General features: G+C 56.9%; 19 protein-coding genes and 1 other RNA gene. 9 read left to right on the top strand and 11 right to left on the bottom strand.

From position 1 onward, the window contains the following. Nucleotides 1-10 precede the first annotated feature (10 nt). Nucleotides 11-151, top strand: a complete 141-nt coding sequence (gene ykgO / locus ACX3P5_RS04285; protein ID WP_233985097.1) for a type B 50S ribosomal protein L36 — start codon at nt 11-13, stop codon at nt 149-151. Between the two features lie 44 nt (nt 152-195). Here the strand turns inward: ykgO and ACX3P5_RS04280 are convergent, their stop codons facing one another. Genes ACX3P5_RS04280 through ACX3P5_RS04270 form a run of 3 tightly spaced genes read right to left on the bottom strand, consistent with a single transcriptional unit; the run spans nt 196 to nt 2,595 of the window. Next, the gene (locus tag ACX3P5_RS04280; protein ID WP_458968331.1) at nt 196-1,074 is read right to left on the bottom strand and encodes a metal ABC transporter substrate-binding protein; all 879 of its coding nucleotides are present in this window, start codon (nt 1,072-1,074) and stop codon (nt 196-198) included. 16 nt (nt 1,075-1,090) lie between these two features. Beyond that, nucleotides 1,091-1,930, bottom strand: coding sequence for a metal ABC transporter permease (locus tag ACX3P5_RS04275; RefSeq protein ID WP_233985099.1), 840 nt, complete (start codon nt 1,928-1,930; stop codon nt 1,091-1,093). Beyond that, nucleotides 1,927-2,595: a metal ABC transporter ATP-binding protein gene (locus tag ACX3P5_RS04270; RefSeq protein ID WP_233985100.1), complete on the bottom strand. Its 669-nt coding sequence runs from the start codon at nt 2,593-2,595 to the stop codon at nt 1,927-1,929. Before ACX3P5_RS04270 ends, ACX3P5_RS04275 begins: the two co-directional genes overlap by 4 nt. Before the next feature lie 350 nt (nt 2,596-2,945). Here ACX3P5_RS04270 and ACX3P5_RS04265 point away from each other — a divergent pair, with 350 nt between their 5' ends. The 3 genes from ACX3P5_RS04265 (at nt 2,946) to ACX3P5_RS04255 (ending at nt 4,065) form a co-directional block, all read left to right on the top strand. Beyond that, the gene (locus ACX3P5_RS04265; protein WP_233988214.1) at nt 2,946-3,299 is read left to right on the top strand and encodes a hypothetical protein; all 354 of its coding nucleotides are present in this window, start codon (nt 2,946-2,948) and stop codon (nt 3,297-3,299) included. Nucleotides 3,300-3,446: 147 nt separating this feature from the next. Next, nucleotides 3,447-3,824, top strand: a complete 378-nt coding sequence (gene tomB, locus ACX3P5_RS04260; RefSeq protein WP_031374658.1) for an Hha toxicity modulator TomB — start codon at nt 3,447-3,449, stop codon at nt 3,822-3,824. Nucleotides 3,825-3,849: 25 nt separating this feature from the next. Then, nucleotides 3,850-4,065, top strand: coding sequence for an HHA domain-containing protein (locus ACX3P5_RS04255; RefSeq protein WP_031374659.1), 216 nt, complete (start codon nt 3,850-3,852; stop codon nt 4,063-4,065). 141 nt (nt 4,066-4,206) lie between these two features. Here the strand turns inward: ACX3P5_RS04255 and ffs are convergent. Then, nucleotides 4,207-4,303, bottom strand: an RNA gene (gene ffs / locus ACX3P5_RS04250) — signal recognition particle sRNA small type. Nucleotides 4,304-4,478: 175 nt separating this feature from the next. Between ffs and ACX3P5_RS04245 the strand changes: the two genes are divergently transcribed. Then, complete coding sequence (locus tag ACX3P5_RS04245; protein ID WP_458968330.1) at nt 4,479-4,790, top strand: MGMT family protein; 312 nt, start codon at nt 4,479-4,481, stop codon at nt 4,788-4,790. Nucleotides 4,791-4,826: 36 nt separating this feature from the next. Here ACX3P5_RS04245 and ACX3P5_RS04240 read toward each other — a convergent pair whose 3' ends face one another. Further along, complete coding sequence (locus tag ACX3P5_RS04240) at nt 4,827-5,384, bottom strand: YbaY family lipoprotein (protein ID WP_233985102.1); 558 nt, start codon at nt 5,382-5,384, stop codon at nt 4,827-4,829. A gap of 190 nt (nt 5,385-5,574) precedes the next feature. On the opposite strand from ACX3P5_RS04240, the gene tesB reads away from it, so the two are divergent. Continuing rightward, nucleotides 5,575-6,438 carry an acyl-CoA thioesterase II gene (gene tesB / locus ACX3P5_RS04235; protein WP_233985103.1) on the top strand — a complete coding sequence of 288 codons (864 nt, stop codon included), beginning with the start codon at nt 5,575-5,577 and terminating at the stop codon, nt 6,436-6,438. A gap of 47 nt (nt 6,439-6,485) precedes the next feature. Here tesB and amtB read toward each other — a convergent pair whose 3' ends face one another. The 5 genes from amtB to ACX3P5_RS04210 form a co-directional block, all read right to left on the bottom strand. Next, a complete protein-coding gene (amtB, locus tag ACX3P5_RS04230) occupies nt 6,486-7,772 on the bottom strand; it encodes an ammonium transporter AmtB (protein ID WP_069727946.1) in 1,287 nt (428 codons plus the stop codon). Nucleotides 7,773-7,805: 33 nt separating this feature from the next. Continuing rightward, nucleotides 7,806-8,144, bottom strand: coding sequence for a P-II family nitrogen regulator (glnK, locus tag ACX3P5_RS04225; RefSeq protein ID WP_003850469.1), 339 nt, complete (start codon nt 8,142-8,144; stop codon nt 7,806-7,808). 257 nt (nt 8,145-8,401) lie between these two features. After that, nucleotides 8,402-10,177 carry a SmdB family multidrug efflux ABC transporter permease/ATP-binding protein gene (locus ACX3P5_RS04220; RefSeq protein WP_458968329.1) on the bottom strand — a complete coding sequence of 592 codons (1,776 nt, stop codon included), beginning with the start codon at nt 10,175-10,177 and terminating at the stop codon, nt 8,402-8,404. After that, nucleotides 10,170-11,939: a SmdA family multidrug ABC transporter permease/ATP-binding protein gene (locus ACX3P5_RS04215; RefSeq protein WP_458968328.1), complete on the bottom strand. Its 1,770-nt coding sequence runs from the start codon at nt 11,937-11,939 to the stop codon at nt 10,170-10,172. Before ACX3P5_RS04215 ends, ACX3P5_RS04220 begins: the two co-directional genes overlap by 8 nt. Nucleotides 11,940-11,963: 24 nt before the next feature. Beyond that, nucleotides 11,964-12,425, bottom strand: coding sequence for an Lrp/AsnC family transcriptional regulator (locus ACX3P5_RS04210; RefSeq protein WP_458968327.1), 462 nt, complete (start codon nt 12,423-12,425; stop codon nt 11,964-11,966). 116 nt (nt 12,426-12,541) lie between these two features. On the opposite strand from ACX3P5_RS04210, the gene ACX3P5_RS04205 reads away from it, so the two are divergent. Then, nucleotides 12,542-13,576: a PLP-dependent cysteine synthase family protein gene (locus ACX3P5_RS04205; protein WP_458968326.1), complete on the top strand. Its 1,035-nt coding sequence runs from the start codon at nt 12,542-12,544 to the stop codon at nt 13,574-13,576. Nucleotides 13,577-13,610: 34 nt separating this feature from the next. On the opposite strand, the gene cof is transcribed toward ACX3P5_RS04205, so the two are convergent. After that, on the bottom strand, nt 13,611-14,432 hold the full coding sequence (gene cof, locus ACX3P5_RS04200; protein ID WP_233985108.1) for an HMP-PP phosphatase: 822 nt from the start codon (nt 14,430-14,432) through the stop codon (nt 13,611-13,613). Nucleotides 14,433-14,525: 93 nt separating this feature from the next. Here cof and ACX3P5_RS04195 point away from each other — a divergent pair, with 93 nt between their 5' ends. After that, entirely contained in the window at nt 14,526-16,244 is a 1,719-nt protein-coding gene (locus ACX3P5_RS04195) for an SgrR family transcriptional regulator (protein WP_336754803.1), read from the top strand. A 41-nt stretch (nt 16,245-16,285) separates the two neighbouring features. Continuing rightward, on the top strand, nt 16,286-16,981 hold the full coding sequence (queC, locus tag ACX3P5_RS04190; protein ID WP_233985109.1) for a 7-cyano-7-deazaguanine synthase QueC: 696 nt from the start codon (nt 16,286-16,288) through the stop codon (nt 16,979-16,981). Nucleotides 16,982-16,990 lie beyond the last annotated feature (9 nt).

Below are 16,990 nucleotides of genomic sequence, written 5' to 3'. Positions count from 1 at the left end.
GGAGAGGATCATGCAGGTATTAAGCTCGCTGCGCTCAGCAAAAAGTCGCCACCGGGATTGCAAAGTGGTGCGCCGTAAAGGCCGTATTTACGTCATTTGTAAATCAAATCCGCGCTTCAAGGCGGTGCAGGGAAGAAAGAAAAAACGCTAGTTTATGTCGTGATGAGTGGCCGGGGATACCCGGCCTTTTTATCACTATTGCATACTCTTCAGCATCGCATTTACGTTGTGTCTGAATGCCGCTTCATAGGTTGGTGCCGGACCGGTCGCCGGTGACAACGCCTCGGGATAGAGCTCGCCGCCTGGCTGGGCACCGGTCGCGCTGGCAATCTGCTTCACCAGTCGCGGATCGGTCTGGTTCTCAATAAAGTAACGCTGGATATGCTGCTGTTTCAGCTGTGAGATCAGGCTGCCAACTTCACTGGCACTGGCCTCTGACTCGGTGGAGAAACCGACCGGCGCCAGGAAGGTGACGCCATATCGCTGACCAAAATAGCCAAACGCATCGTGGCTGGTCAGCACTTTACGTCGTCCGGCGGGCACCCGGTCAAACGCCGTTTTCGCCCAGAGGTCCAGCGCCTGCAGCTGCTGAATGTAGTTTTCACCACGCTGACGAATCTGCGCGGCATCCTCCGGGTCAGCCATGACCAGCGCATTCATCACGTTGGTGGCGTAAATTACGCCGTTCTGCATACTGTTCCAGGCGTGGGGATCGGTGATGGTTTTCCCCTCTTCCTCCATGCTGCGCGTGGTGATGCCGGTTGAGGCCACCACCGGCTGCCCGCGATAGCCCGACGCGCTGACCAGCCGGTCCATCCACCCTTCCAGCCCTAAACCGCTGACAAACACCAGATCGGCTTTCGCCAATGCCTGACTGTCCTGTGGCGTCGGTTCGAAGGTGTGCGGGTCGCCATCCGGCCCGACCAGGCTTTTAACCCTGACATGATCACCACCAACCTGTTTTACGATATCTGCCAGCACGGTAAAACTGGCTACCGCATCCACCGTTTTTGCCATGGCTAATGGCGCGGCAAAAAGCGCGGCGAGCGCCAGACTAACCGGTAATTTCTTCATAGCTACCCCTTACGTTTTAATGGCGGCGCAAAATGCCACCGCACGGCCCTGTCAGAATCGAAAGAAAAAACAGCATGGCGGCGCTCAGCACCACGGCGGGTCCGGCCGGCAGCGAAAAGTGCCAGGAGAGCATCAGCCCCGCCAGTGCCGAGATCACCGCCATCAGAATGGCAATCGCCAGCATCGCGGCGAGATGGCGGCTCCAGAACCGGGCGCTGGCGGCGGGCAGCATCATTAATCCCACCGACATCAGCGTGCCGAGCACCTGAAAACCCGCCACCAGATTCAGCACCACCAGCATCAGAAACAGACCATGCACCAGCGGCGCGCTCCATCTGCCCTGCGCGCGCAGGAAGTCACTGTCAAAAGCGTCAATCACCAGCGGGCGATAGAGTATTGCCAGCAGGATCAGGGTAAAGGCGGCGATACCGCCGACCAGCAGCAGCGCACCGTTATCCACCGCCAGCAGCGACCCGAACAGCACATGCAGCAGATCCACGCTTGAACCGCGCAGTGAGACCAGCGTGACGCCAAGCGCCAGCGAACCCAGATAAAAACCGGCGAAGCTGGCATCTTCTTTCAGCGGCGTATAACGACTGACCGCCCCGGAGAGCAGCGCCACCGCCAGCCCGGCAATCAGGCCGCCAATGCCCATCGCCACCAGCGAAAGGCCGGAGATCAGGTAACCGATAGCGGCACCCGGTAACACCGCATGGGACAGCGCATCGCCAATCAGGCTCATGCGACGTAACGAAAGGAACACACCCAGCGGAGTCGCGCTGACCGCCAGTGCGATACAGGCCACCAGCGCACGTCGCATAAAACCAAATTCGATAAAGGGCTGAATCAGCGTCACGGTGCCACCTTCTGCATTGCTGAACCGGCGACTGGCGTCTGGCTGAAGGTGCCGTCATCCATCGACAGCACCTCGCTGAAGTAGCGCGCGACCAGAGGACGGTCGTGCAGCACCACCAGCAAGGTAGTGCCCGCCTGCTGCTGTTGCTCCAGGATCGACATCAGTAATGTCACGGTCTGGCTGTCAATGCCGTTAAAGGGTTCATCCAGCAACCACAGCCGGCTACGCTGCAGCATCAGTCGGGCAAACAGCACGCGTTGCAGCTGCCCACCGGATAAGGTAACCGGCTGCGCATCGGCGTACTCTGCCATCTGCACCGCCTCCAGCGCCTGCCAGATCTCCCGACGTAATGCCCGATGAATGCCGCCAAACCAGCCGCAGCGCGGCCAGCAACCGATCGAAACCAGTTCATATACCGTCAGCGGAAAACGGGTTTCCAGTTCACTACGCTGAGGCAGCCAGCCGGTATCACGGCGGGTGACCTGCAGCTGGCACCGCCCTTTTACGGGCGGTAGCAGCCCGGCAATGGTCTTTAGCAGCGTTGACTTGCCGCTGCCGTTAGCGCCGACCAGCGCGGTCATGCTACCCGGCACGATCTGACCGTTTATTTCCGGTGTCACCTGCTGTCCCTGGTAACCCGCCTGTAGCCCGTGAAACACAATCATCCGCTGATTCCCCACCACATGGCTGCCGTCAGTAGGGCGATGAAGAGCATCGCCACGGCCAGTCGTCCACCCAGTGACATTAACAGTCCACTCTGCCGCATCTTTTCACCATTATGTTATAACATAACAAACTATACTATCTGATGTTGCTGCCCGGCAACCTGCCCAATGTGTATCAAAAAATATATTTAATCCGGCGGCGAGTCGCTCCCGATGCAGGCAGCATGGCGATGACGTCAGGTTTATCGTGGGGAAAATGCCCGAAATCGACAATTTCATTCGCGGCTGGCTTGCAAAGCGGTTGCAGAAAACCAATGATAGGTTTATCAACTGTTATTAACGGATCCGTTATGCTGTCACGAATTGAATGCGATATTGCACAGGACGAATCGGACTGCGCAAAAATAGCAGCGATTGTTCAGCGGAATATTCTCAAAATATCGGATGGGCTGGTAGGCGATTTACACTGGTATTCACAAGATGCCCGATTAGTTCCAGGCAGCCTGAAAATTATTTCTGTGGAAAAGCAGGGGCCCAATAGTTTTAAGTTACTTTACGATTTTGCCTGGAATTTATTTAGTCCCTGCCTGGATCTAAATGAAACCGTTAGCCAGTCAGAACGGGTTTCCTTTCATATTGAGCCCGGTGCGCTTGTGTTTGATGTGATCGGCAACCAGCGGCCTTCGCCCGCCGACGAATTGTAATATTTAGTAATGGAGGTGAGCAGAACTAATGGTTTTACACTATATTTGACGAATCCCGTTTAATAACTTCCTGATAAATCGCTTCCTGGCCGCTTTACCCTATATCGCCGCCGCGCGGCAACTGTGCTAGCTATGGAGGGGAAAAAGATGGACGAATACTCACCGAAACGGCATGATATTGCCCAGCTTAAATACCTGTGTGAGAGTCTGTTTGACGAGAGCATGGCAACATTAACGGATAGCCATCACGGCTGGGTTAATGATCCCACTTCTGAAAGCAATTTACAGCTCAACGATTTGATCGAGCATATCGCCTCTTTCACCATGAATTACAAAATTAAGCACGTTGAAGATGAAGCGCTGATTTCGCAAATCGATGAATATCTTGATGATACCTTTATGTTGTTCAGCAACTATGGTGTCAATACTCAGGATCTGCAACGGTGGCAACGTTCAGCTAAACGCTTATTTAACCTGTTCACTGAAGAGTGCGCTTTTCTCCAGCAACCGAGCCATTCATTATAAGTACTGACGTGAGAACGGTTTATTTATGAACAAAAACCTGACTAAAACGGATTATTTGATGCGACTGCGTCGTTGTCGCTCAATCGATACCCTTGAAAGGGTCATTGAAAAAAACAAGTATGAATTACCTGAAGATGAGTTAGCGGTATTTTACTCAGCGGCCGATCATCGCCTGGCTGAACTGACGATGAACAAGCTTTACGATAAAGTACCAGGTTCGGTGTGGAAATTTGTGCGTTAATTTGCACAACCCTTTCGTTCGATTGCCTCATCCTAAGCATTTAATACTCTCGCCTGCCGGCAATGGATCGGCCTCAGGCGAGTTTCGCCTGTCTGGAATCTGATAAGGGATAGGTTGTGCGGGAGATAAAAATGGTGGGGGCCCTGCCAGCTACATCCCGGCACACGCGTCACCTGCTGCGGCTGCTTCCTTCCGGACCTGACCGAGTTCACAAGCTAGCATTGCGGGAGAACCAACAGGGCCCCCATTGACAAGCCCTCATTTCGAGAGCGCAGGCATTATCGGGGAAGGCCCTGGCAATTGCAAGCGCAGTCGGGACGACCGTTGGTTTCTTGAACAACCCACAGTTTGCCGCGTATCACATGGGTTTGACGTGGTAAAGTTGACGCCCTTTTTCCAGACGGGATAAGCAGATGGATCAGCCTGACAGTTTTCAGCAACACATCTGGCAAATTGTTGCCGCGATTCCTGCGGGCCGGGTCGCGACCTACGGCGATGTCGCGCTGCTGGCGGGCTCTCCACGCGCCGCCCGTCAGGTCGGCGGTGTACTGAGTCGCCTGCCGCAGGGCAGCACCCTGCCCTGGCATCGGGTGGTTAACCGGCATGGGGCGATCTCGCTTCAGGGGGACGGACTGTTTCGTCAGCGCGATGCGCTGGAGGCGGAAGGTGTAGTGGTGAGTGATGATGGCCGCATCGACCTTGAGGCCTACCGCTGGCGCTTTTAAGCCCGAAAAGGGGCGACAGAGTCGCCCCACAGTAAGTTACATGCTGGTCGGGGCTGGCACAGAAGCGGACGGCGTCACCTGAGTCGGTGATGTCGACGGCACGGTGGTCGCGGCACCCGGCTGGGTTGGCATCGCCATTGACGGTACCGGCACCAGCAGCAGCTCAGCTTTGGTGCCACCCTGGTTAATCACTGGCTTCACGCCTTCGGTAATAAAGGCCAGTTTGCCATCAATCGAGATAGCGGCGCTCAGCAGAATACGCGCGTTCGGCTGAATGTCGGCTGGGTTAAACGGCAGCACGAACTGGAACGGTGCCTGTTTACCTTCGGTGCGTACCACGCGCTGTGACAACACTTTCGATGGCGCATCGGCCACAGAGGCGTCAGAGAGCGTCACGGTGAGCACCGCATCCGGCGGCAGCGCAATACGCTGTCGGATATAGACCGAACCGCTGACGTTAGGCTGCGCAATCGCCGCCTGCTGTCCCGCCACGGCCGAGCCCAACGTTGGAGTTGGTACCGGTTTACCTTTGTCGGCGCATCCTGCAACAGCCACCGCCATAACTACCCCACTGAACACATGCCAGAGTTTCATTGATGTCGTCTCCTTTTGATCAAAATGATTTTCGGCAGCGAATCCTGCGTACAGCGCTTCACTCGCCGTATGTGCTTAATTCTGGCACAAAATCGGGAGTTTGCCTGGCGACGGCAAAGAGGAAAGTCTGATTGACGTGAACTGGTCGGATCTTTCACACTGAGCGGGTCACTATATTGAGGAATGCGCCATGAGCCAGGCACTGCAAAATCTGCTGAATTTATTAAATCTGGAAAAGCTGGAAGAAGGTTTGTATCGCGGTCAGAGTGAAGATCTGGGACTGCGTCAGGTGTTTGGCGGTCAGGTAGTCGGACAGGCGCTGTATGCAGCCAAGCAGACGGTCGCGGAAGATCGCATCATCCACTCCTTTCACAGCTATTTCCTGCGGCCCGGCGATAGCCAGAAAGCGATTATTTATGATGTTGAAACCCTGCGTGACGGCAAGAGCTTCAGCGCCCGACGCGTCAGTGCGATACAGAATGGCCAGCCGATTTTTTATATGACCGCCTCATTCCAGGCACCGGAAAGCGGCTTTGAACATCAGAATGCGATGCCCGAGGTGGCCGGTCCTGAGAATCTGCTCTCCGAGCAGGTGATGGCGCAGAAAATGGCGCATATGCTGCCGGAAAAACTGCGAGAGAAATTTATCGCAGAACGGCCACTGGAGATTCGCCCGGTGCAGCTGCACAATCCACTCAAGGGCCACGTTGATAAACCTGAACGTCAGGTCTGGATCCGTGCCAACGGCGTGTTACCGGACGATCTGCGTATCCATCAATATCTGCTGGGCTATGCCTCTGACCTCAATTTTCTGCCGGTCGCGCTGCAGCCGCACGGCAAGGGCTTTCTGGAAGCCGATATGCAGGTGGCGACCATCGATCACTCGATGTGGTTTCACCGTCCGTTCGACTTCAGCGAATGGCTGCTCTATAGCGTAGTCAGCACCTCGGCCTCGGGGGCGCGCGGTTTTGTGCGAGGCGAGTTTTATAATCAGCAAGGCGTGCTGGTAGCCTCGACGGTGCAGGAAGGGGTGATGCGCCAGCGCAGCGAATAAAAAAAGGGGCGATTGCTCGCCCCTGATTTGCTATTTAATAGTGAAGGTTACTGGTTATAGGCATTTTCGCCGTGGCTGTTGACGTCCAGACCTTCACGCTCATGCTCTTCCGGCACGCGCAGTCCCACAATCATATCCGCCAGCTTGAAGCCAATGAAGGCGACGACGCCAGACCAGACGATGGTCAGGCCGACGCTGAACAGCTGCACCCATACCTGATGGCCCATGGTCACGCCTTCTGCATAGCCGACACCGCCCAGCGAAGAAGAAGCAAAGACGCCAGTCAGGATACAGCCCACGATGCCGCAGACGCCATGCACGCCAAACACATCGCAAGGATCGTCGACCCGCAGCCATTTTTTCAGGGTGGTGACGCCCCACAGACCGGCCAGTCCACCGACCAGGCCAATGATTAACGCCCCGCCGACACCCACGTAACCACAGGCTGGGGTGATGGCGACCAGGCCCGCGATGAAGCCGGAACAGGCACCCAGCAGTGAAGGTTTACCGCGTACGGCCCACTCACCAAAGGTCCATGACAGTACCGCGCCCGCCGTGGCGACCACGGTGTTCAGGAAGGCCAGTGCTGCAATTTCGTTAGCCGCCGAGGCAGAACCGGCGTTAAAACCAAACCAGCCGACATAGAGGATGGCCGTACCGGTGAAGACCATTGGCAGGTTATGCGGTTTAAACGCTTCTTTGCCGAAGCCAGCACGTTTACCCACCAGGTAAGCGCCGACCAGTCCCGCCACGGCGGCATTGATATGCACCACGGTGCCGCCAGCAAAGTCCAGTGCGCCATCCTGCGCCAGGAAGCCGCCCGCCCACACCATGTGTGCGATAGGCAGGTAGGCCAGGGTCAGCCAGACGCCGACAAAAATCAGCACCGCAGAGAAACGGATACGTTCAGCGATAGCACCGACAATCAGGCCGACGGTAATACAGGCAAATGATGCCTGGAAGGCAACGTGGATATACTGGTAGAAGCTTCCCATCACCGCGGTCAGCTGAATATTTTTCAGCATCGCCCAGCCAAAGCCACCAAAGAAGGCGTTACCTTCGCTGAAGGCCAGTGAATAGCCATAAACCATCCATAATACGCACACCAGCGAGAAGGTCACCGCCACCTGAGTCAGCATCGACAGGACGTTCTTGCCGCGAATCAAACCGCCGTAAAACAGCGCAATCCCTGGAATCGACATAAACAGCACCAGCGCGGTGCAAATCATCATAAATGCGTTATCAGCCTTGTCCGCAACGGCAGGTGCAGCCATCGCGAGCGATGGTAACAGTGCCAGGCTGGTGAGGCCCAACTTAGCGAAAACTTTATTCATTTTTATCCATCCCATCACAGTACTGAGTCTTAATTACAGAGCGGCTTCGTCGGTCTCGCCGGTACGAATACGGATGACGCGCTGCAGTTCAGCCACGAAAATTTTACCGTCGCCAATTTTGCCGGTGTAAGCCGCTTTACTGATGACATCCACCACTTCGTCTAACTGGTCGTCGGCAATCGCGATATCGATTTTGACCTTAGGCAGGAAGTTCACGCTGTACTCTGCGCCACGGTAAAGCTCCGCATGGCCTTTCTGGCGACCAAATCCTTTTACTTCGGAGACGGTCAGCCCCTGAATGCCGATAGAGGATAAGGCTTCACGCACATCCTCCAGCTTGAATGGCTTAATTACGACGGTAACCAGCTTCATTGGATCCCCTCCAGCGATTAAATGAGTGAGTCTCACAGACACGCAGAGAGTTAAGCAAAGCCTGTGCCACAAATAAAAAAACAGCGGAATCAATCTCTGAGGCGAGACGGGGCAAGGCGTGTTTTAGCCGGGATCGGTGAGGAGAGGAAGGAATAGCCGCGCGTCAGCACAGCCAATGCACTCCTTTGGTGCGCCAGGCGTCAAAGGAGTGCATTTAACCAGATTATTCTGATAAAACCGCGCAAAAAAGGTGCAACTTACGCTTCAGTTGTTAAGGGGATGCCCGTCGCCAGATCATCGCCTACCTGCTGCAATTGGTACATCTGCCAGTAACGCCCCTGCAGCGCCAGTAATTGCGCGTGATTACCCTGTTCGACCACCCGTCCACGATGCAGCACCAGAATGTTATCGGCTTCGGTAATGGTTGAAAGCCGGTGCGCAATCACCACCAGCGTGCTGTGCTGGCGCAGAGTTCGCAGCGTCTGCTGAATCGCCTGCTCGGTACCCGAGTCGATATTGGCGGTCGCTTCATCAAGGATCATCACCTGCGGCAGGTCGACCAGCACCCGCGCCAGCGCCAGCAACTGCTTCTGCCCGACCGACAGATTATTGCCCTGCTCACCCAGCCGGGTGTGGATGCCGTCAGGCAATGCGCGCGCCAGAGGAGCCAGCTGTACCTGCTCCAGTACCGTCCAGACCACCTCTTCGCTGATATCACGGCCGAGCCGGACGTTGGCCAGCAACGTATCCGCCAGCACCACCGGGTCCTGCTGAACCATCGCGATACCCCGCCGCAGCACTGCATGACTGAGTTCACCAATCGGACGGTCATCAATGCGAATCTCGCCGCGGGTAATCGGGTAGTAGCCCATCAGCAGGTTCGCCAGCGTGCTTTTGCCGCTGCCGGTATGTCCGACCAGCGCCACAAAACTGCGTGACGGCACCTCAAGATTGATATCGCTGAGCACGTCACGATCTTCACGGTAGCCAAAACTCAGATTCTTCAGAGTCAGACGACCTGACGCCAGCGGCTGAGAATCGGGTCCATAGTGCTGCTGCGCTGCATCCATCAGTTCGAAGATACGCTCACCGGAGACCACCGCCTGCTGCAGCATCGACTGCTGCGTGGTGAGCTCAATCAGAGGCTCATTCAGCCGGCCCAGATAGGTAATAAAGGCGTACAGCACCCCGACTTCAAACACGCCAGGAACGGAGAAACTGAACAGCATCAGCAATCCGCACAGCACCATCGCCGAAAACAGGCTTAACAGCGGGCGCAGCAGAAAACCATCCAGCCGCAGCGTTTCCATCCGCGCCAGATAGTGAGAACGACTCGCCTCCCCCATCCGCTCGCCAAAGCGCGCCTGCTGACGAAACTGCTGGATGACGCTCATGCCGCTGATCACTTCGTTAAAGCCATTATTGATGTCAGCCAGATAGCTGCGGACCCGACGGGCAATCGGCGTGCTGTAACGCTGATATATCAGCATGACCACCAGCACCAGCGGAAAGATCATCATCGCCACCAGCGCCATGCGCCAGTCAAGGCTGAACATCGCCACCATCATGGCACCCACCAGCGCCGCGCTGCGCAGTACCGTCGCCACCACCGTGACATAGAGATCGCGGATCACCTCGGTGTCATTGGTCACGCGTGAAATAATCTGTCCGACCGGCTGGGTATCAAAGGCGCTGAGCGGCTGACACAGCGCAGCATTCATCACGTCGCAGCGCAACTGCTGCACCACGCCGATGGCGGCGCGATTAAACAGCAGTGCCTGCCAGTAATGCAGCGCTGCTGCCAGCAGTTGCAGCAAGATAAAGCTTACCGTCAGCCCGGCGACCAGCCCCCAGGGCATCTGATGTTTCGCCACCAGATTGTCGATAAAGTAGCTGACCAGCACCGGTCCGGTCACCTCGGCAGCGGCGGCAATCCATAACATCCCCACCGCCAGCGACAGGGATTTCCGCCACGGCTTGCCGTAACTGAGTAAACGTTTCAGGGTCGGCCACAAGCGTGCAGACTTAGCCATGCGGCACTCCTTTCTCATTCTCATCGTCATCCAGCGCGGCTTCCAGCTGCTGATAACGGTACATGTCGCGATACCAGCCGGGACGATCTGCCAGCGCATCATGATCGCCACGCTGGGCGATAGTGCCGTGCTGGAGCACCAGAATTTCACTGGCTTCCGTCAGCGCCGATAAGCGGTGCGCACTGATGATCAACGTCCGGCCCCGTCCCCACTGACGCAGGTTATGCAGAATTTCATGCTCGGTACGGCCATCCACCGCCGACAGCGCATCATCCAGCACCAGGATCTCGGCGTTCAGCAGCAGCGCGCGCGCTATAGAAATGCGCTGCTTCTGCCCGCCCGACAGCATGACGCCACGTTCCCCGACTTCGGTTTCATAGCCCTGCGGCAGCCGCAGAATATCGTCGTGGACGCAGGCCAGCGTGGCAGCCTGCTCAATCTCCTGCTGAGTTGCGCCCGGTTTCCCCAGCGCGATGTTGCTGGCGACGCTGTCGGAAAAGAGAAACGGCGTCTGACTCACCACCGCCAGCCGGCTACGCCAGCTATCCAGCCGCAACTGCGGCAGCGGAATCTGGTGATAGCGGATATCGCCCTGCTGAATGTCAAAATGGCGCTGGATCAGGCTGAGCAGCGTGCTCTTGCCGCTGCCGGTCGGGCCGCACAGCCCCAGCATCTCGCCGGGCTTCAGTTCAAAGCTGACATTACTCAGCACCGGCTCGGCACTGGCCGGATAGTGAAACGCCCGGATCGCCACCTGAAGGGGACCGGCTTCCGGCGGCAGGATTTTATCCCCATCTTCCACTGCCGGTGCTTCCGCCAGCAGCGCGCGGATGCGGCTCCAGGCGGCGCTGCCGCGCTCGACGATGTTGAACATCCACGCCAGCGCCAGCATCGGCCAGATCATCAAACCGAGGTACATCACAAAACTGGTAAGCTGACCCAGCGTCATCTGATCGTGCCAGACCATCCAGCTACCACCGCCGATCGCCAGCAGATTTGAGAAGCCGATGGCGATATAGATGGTGGGATCGAAACGGGCATCGACCCGTGCCACCCGCAGGTTTTTTTCGCCGGTATCGCGGGCGATGTCAGAGAACTGCTGCGACTGATGCTGTTCCAGACCAAAGGATTTGATCATCCGAATACTGGTCAGGCTCTCCTGTGTCTGGTCGTTGAGGCTGGAGAACGCGGCCTGCGCCACCTTAAAGCGGTGATGCAACTGATTGCCGTAACGATGAATCACGATCGCCATGATCGGCATCGGCACCAGCGAAAGCAGCGTCAGCTGCCAGCTGATCTGGGTGCTCATCACCAGCAGCACGACGCAGCCCATCACCAGCGAATCGACCAGCGTCAGTACCCCTTCCCCGGCGGCAAACACCACCCGATCGACATCATTGGTGGCACGCGCAATCAGGTCGCCGGTACGGTGCCGCAGATAGAAGGCCGGTTGCTGGCGGCTGAGCTGGCGATAGAAATCTTCGCGCAGCTCAACCGCCAGCTGGTAAGAGGCACCAAACAGCAGCACGCGCCAGACGTAGCGCAGCAGATACACCACCACCGCGGTCGCCAGCATCACGCCGATCCACAGCATGATTTGACGCAGGCTCATGCTGTTTTGCGTCACGCCATCCACAATGACCCCGACCACATGCGGCGGCAGGAGTTGCAGAATGGCAATAATGATCAGTAAGGTGACCGCGCCCAGATAGCGCCGCCACTCACGCAGAAAATACCAACTTAGTTGACTGAATAATCGCACAACGCTGTTCTCAATCTCATGCCTTTATGGGGCGACGGGTAAAGCCGTGGTGTATTTAATCTCTTCCATGGCAAAGCTGGAGGTCACATCAATCAGGCCAGGGACGCCATTGACTAACCGCTTGTAAAAAGCATCATAACTTTTCATATCAGAGACCTGAATACGCAGCAGATAGTCATACTCACCGGCCATCCGGTAAAAGGCCATCACTTCCGGCATGCTGTTGACCACCGAGACAAACGCCTGATACCAGTCGCTGCTGTGCTGCTGGGTTTTCACAAACATAAACGCCGTCAGTGACAATCCGATTTTTTCACCATCCAGTAACGCCACCCGCGCGCGAATAATGCCATCATCTTCGAGCTTTTTCAGGCGCTTCCAGCAGGGTGTGGTGGTGAGGTTGACCGCCTCGGCTAAAGCCTGCAGCGACAGGGTGCAATCGTGCTGCAGTAACGACAGCAGTTTCAGGTCAGTTTTATCTAACATTCGCCACTCCGAGAGAATGATTTTCTCCATTAGCGCTATTTTAGCGTCAATATTGCAATCTCTTTTTCCTGCCCGTGCCTTAAAATAGCCGCAACTCTCACTGCCGGACGCTCAGAATGCACACCTGCTGGATTCGCCACGCTATCAACGAAATTAACGCCGATTTTCACCGATCGGCTGAGACCCATTTGATCCGTTTCGATCTGGCGGACTTTCCTGGCATCTGGTTTTACCTGAAAGATGAGAGTACCCATCCGAGTGGCAGCCTCAAGCACCGGCTGGCGCGCTCACTGTTTCTGTATGGCCTGGCGAATGGCTGGATTAAACAGGATACGCCAATAATTGAAGCCTCGTCAGGCAGCACTGCGGTTTCTGAGGCGTACTTCGCACGGCTGCTGGGCCTGCCGTTTATCGCGGTGATGCCCGCCAGCACGGCGAAACGTAAAATTGAGCAGATCACCTTTTATGGTGGGCAGTGCCATTTCGTTGAAGATCCCTGCCAGCTCTACGTGGAGTCGGAACGGCTGGCGCGCGAGCTGAACGGCCACTTTATGGATCAGTTTACCTATGCTGAGCGGGCAACCGACTGGCGCGGTAATAACAACATTGCCGAAAGCATTTTTCGCCAGATGCAGCACGAGCCTTACCCGGTTCCGCATACGCTGATCATGAGCGCCGGCACCGGCGGCACCTCCGCCACGCTGGGACGTTATATTCGCTATCAGGGCTTCGCTACCCAACTGCTGGTGGTCGATCCGCAGCACTCGGTGTTTTTTGATTACTGGCATCAGCGCGATGCCAGCCTGACCAGCACACGTGGCAGCCTGATTGAAGGCATTGGTCGTCCACGGGTAGAACCTTCATTTATGCCAGACGTGATTGATGAAATGATGAAAGTGCCCGATGGGGCGACGCTGGCCGCCATGCTGAAACTGGAAAAGATTCTGGGACGTAAACCCGGTGCCTCTACCGGCACCAACTTCTGGGGCATGATGCAGGTCGCGAAACGCTTACGGGCCGCCAATCAGCAAGGCGCACTGGTGACGCTGCTGTGTGACAGCGGCGAGCGCTATCCGGATAGCTATTACCAGCCGGAATGGGTGGCGAAGCACATTGGCGATATCACGCCGTGGCAGCGCGAGCTGGAATAAAAAACCGGACATCCTGTCCGGTACACGGCAATCCTCAGCATTCGGGGGAATACGCGAGGCAGGGTGTGGCCAGCCAGTGATTTAAATAGTGAGACACCGCCTGTGTCTCGCAATGCCCCAATACCGGTAAATGCGGTAACGCCGCCTTTAACTGCGCCATCGCATTTCCCATGATGAAACCGTGGCCCGCCTGCGCCAGCATCTCCCGATCGTTCATCGCATCGCCGAACGCCATGCACTCCGCCAGCGTCAGTGAAAGATGATCGCATAACCGCGCCAGTGCGCTGCCTTTGTTGCAGTTTTTCGGCAACACCTCCAGGCAATCCAGCGCAGAGAAGCAGATATTGGCCTGCTCGCCCAGCGCGGCATCCAGCTGGGTTTTCAGCTGGCAGAGCGACGAGTGATGATCAACAAAACAGATTTTGGTGACCTGATGAGCCGGCATTGTTTTCAGATCACGCAGCTGATAGTGGAATCCGCTCATCTGATGGGCGGCCAGCAGCGCTGGCTGCGGACGATCGGTGAACCAGCCGCTATCGTTAAAGACATGCAGGCTGGCGTGGGTTTCCCAGTGGCTGTGGATCACCTCTTCCGCCACCTGAGGCGGCAGGTCGTGCGCATACAGCAGGTTACCCTGTTGATCGTGTATCCGGGTGCCATTACCGGTGATTAGCCAGGCCGGCAGGGTCATCTTTTGCCGCAGGATCTGCATCTCCAGAAGATGACGGCCGGTAGCCAGCGTCAGATGGATATCGCGCTGATGCAGCGCGTGCAGGCTCGCCAGCGTTTGCTGGCCCAACTGATGGTCAGGCAGTAATAACGTGCCATCCATATCAAAGGCGGCTAAGCGCACCATAATCATTCCTCTGCTGTCACAATGAGCACTACTATTGCCTGTTAATTACGGAACTAATAGTGAATACTTTGAAAAAACTGTTCCGGGTTTATGATGCGCCAGCTCAACCGTCTTAATCAGTTTCAGCGCCTGTGGCAGCAAAGCCAGGGCGCGGCTCAGCAAACCTGCGTCGCCGACATGGCGCGGCACTGCATCTGTAGTGAACGTCATCTGCGTACTCTGCTTTCTCAGTGGCAACATGCGGGCTGGTTGCAGTGGCACGGTGAGCCGGGGCGTGGCAAACAGGGCCAGCTCCGGTTTCTGCGCTCGCCTGAAGAGCTGCGTCAGCAGTTACTGCAACGCCAGCTCGATGCCGGAGATACCGCCGATGCGTTGCAGTTGCTGGATGTGCCGCCGGAACGGCTGATTAACATGCTGCGGCCACTGATGGGCGGACAGTGGCAGAACGATTCACCGGTGCTGCGCATTCCCTACTATCGTCCGCTGGAGAGTACCGAGCCGCGGCAGATCACGGGCCGCGCCGAGCAGCATCTGGTGCGGCAGCTCTATTCGGGGCTGACCCGCTTTGAACAGGATGAGCCGGTCGGGGATCTGGCCCATCACTGGCAACAGGATGCGTCAGCCTGTAGCTGGTTATTCTGGTTACGACCGCAGCTGGTGTGGCATAACGAGGAGCCGATACGGGCCGCTCAGCTGGTCGCGCAGTTCCGACAGCTGTTGCAGGAGCCGCGCGTCAGCACGCTGCTGGCTGATGTGGTCAGCGTTGATGCGCCTCATCCGCTGGCCGTGCGGTTTACCCTGAGACGCAGCGACTTCTGGCTGCCCCATCGACTCGCTCATCTGCTGTGCCTGCTACCGCATCCCGACGATAACCGCATCGGCAGCGGTCCGTGGAAGCTCATGCACTTCACCCCTGAACTGGTGAGAATCGAAAGCCATGCCCGCTGGCATCTGCGTCTGCCGTTGCTGCAGGCGGTGGAGTACTGGATCACCCCACAGCTGTTTGATCCGATGCTGGGCAGTAGCTGTCGTCATCCGGTACAGATTGCGATAGGCGATGCCGGTGATCTGAAATCCCTGCAACCGGTGAGCAGCAGTATCAGCCTGGGTTTTTGCTATCTGGCCTGTCGGCCCCGCGCGGGCTTCTCCCCGGATCAGGCGCGACGGCTGTTTCAGCTGATCCAGCAAAGCGGCATTATTGGTCGCTTACCGCTTGATGAGGGATTGATTACCCCCAGCCAGGAGTTGCTGCCAGGCTGGCCGGTGCCAGCTATTGATGCCGATCCGCTGCCGCTGCCCGCCAGCCTGACGCTGCATTATCAGCTGCCGGTGGAACTGCACCAGACGGCAGAGGCGCTGCGCCAGCTGTTGCAACAGCACGGTTGCCGGCTCAGCGTGGTGTTTCATCCGGTAAAGAGCTGGCACGGTATCCGGCAGCTGGATGAGGCCGATATCGTCATGGGTGACCGACTGATTGGCGATGCCCCGGTTTTCACCCTGGCGAACTGGTTACAGATCGATCGGCTGTGGCATCCCTTCTGGCCGACGCCGCAGGGCATCGCAGTTCAAACCCGTCTGCTGGCGATTCAGCAGGTTGCAGAGAGTGAGGCCCGCCGCCAGGCGCTGCACCAGCTCTATCAACAGCTGATGGCAACGGGCATCCTGCTGCCGCTGTTTAACTATCGCTATCAGATTTACGCCCCGCCCGGCGTTGAAGGAATCGAACTGAACACCCTGGGCTGGTTCGATTTTAGTCGCGCCTGGATCCCGCCACCGATTGAGCCGCCAAGCAGCTGTTCAGCGGCGGAATGAGGCATTACCATAAGCAGATAATTAACGATCAGGAAAAAAGCATGAAACGCGCCGTTGTAGTTTTTAGTGGTGGACAAGATTCCACTACCTGCCTTATTCAGGCTTTGCAGCAATATGATGAAGTTCATTGTGTCACTTTCGATTACGGTCAGCGCCATCGCGAAGAGATCGATGTCGCACGCGATCTGGCCATCCGGTTAGGCGCTCGCGCCCATAAAGTGCTGGATGTCACGATGCTGAACGATCTCGCCGTCAGCAGCCTGACGCGGGATAATATTCCGGTGCCGACCTGGGACCCCAACGCCAGCGGTTTGCCGAGCACCTTCGTGCCGGGCCGCAATATCCTGTTTCTGACGCTGGCATCGGTTTATGCTTATCAGGTCGAAGCGGAAGCGGTGATCACCGGCGTGTGCGAAACGGATTTTTCCGGCTATCCCGACTGCCGCGACGAGTTTGTTAAAGCGCTGAATCATGCGGTCAGCCTGGGGATGGCGCGCGAAGTCCGTTTTGAAACACCGCTGATGTGGCTGAACAAAGCGGAAACCTGGGCGCTGGCTGATTACTGGCAGCAGTTGCCGCTGGTACGCGAGCAGACCCTGACCTGCTATAACGGCATCAAGGGAGACGGCTGCGGTGAGTGTGCCGCCTGCCACTTACGCGCCAACGGTCTGCAGGGCTACCTTAACGATCGTAGCGGCGTGATGGCGGCGCTCAAGGCCAAAAGCGGCCTGAAATAACCGGCTTCG

The organism is Pantoea sp. S-LA4, assembly GCF_054482835.1.
The sequence above is the reverse complement of the archived record's forward strand: the minus strand, read 5'-3'. Positions and strand labels throughout refer to the sequence as shown.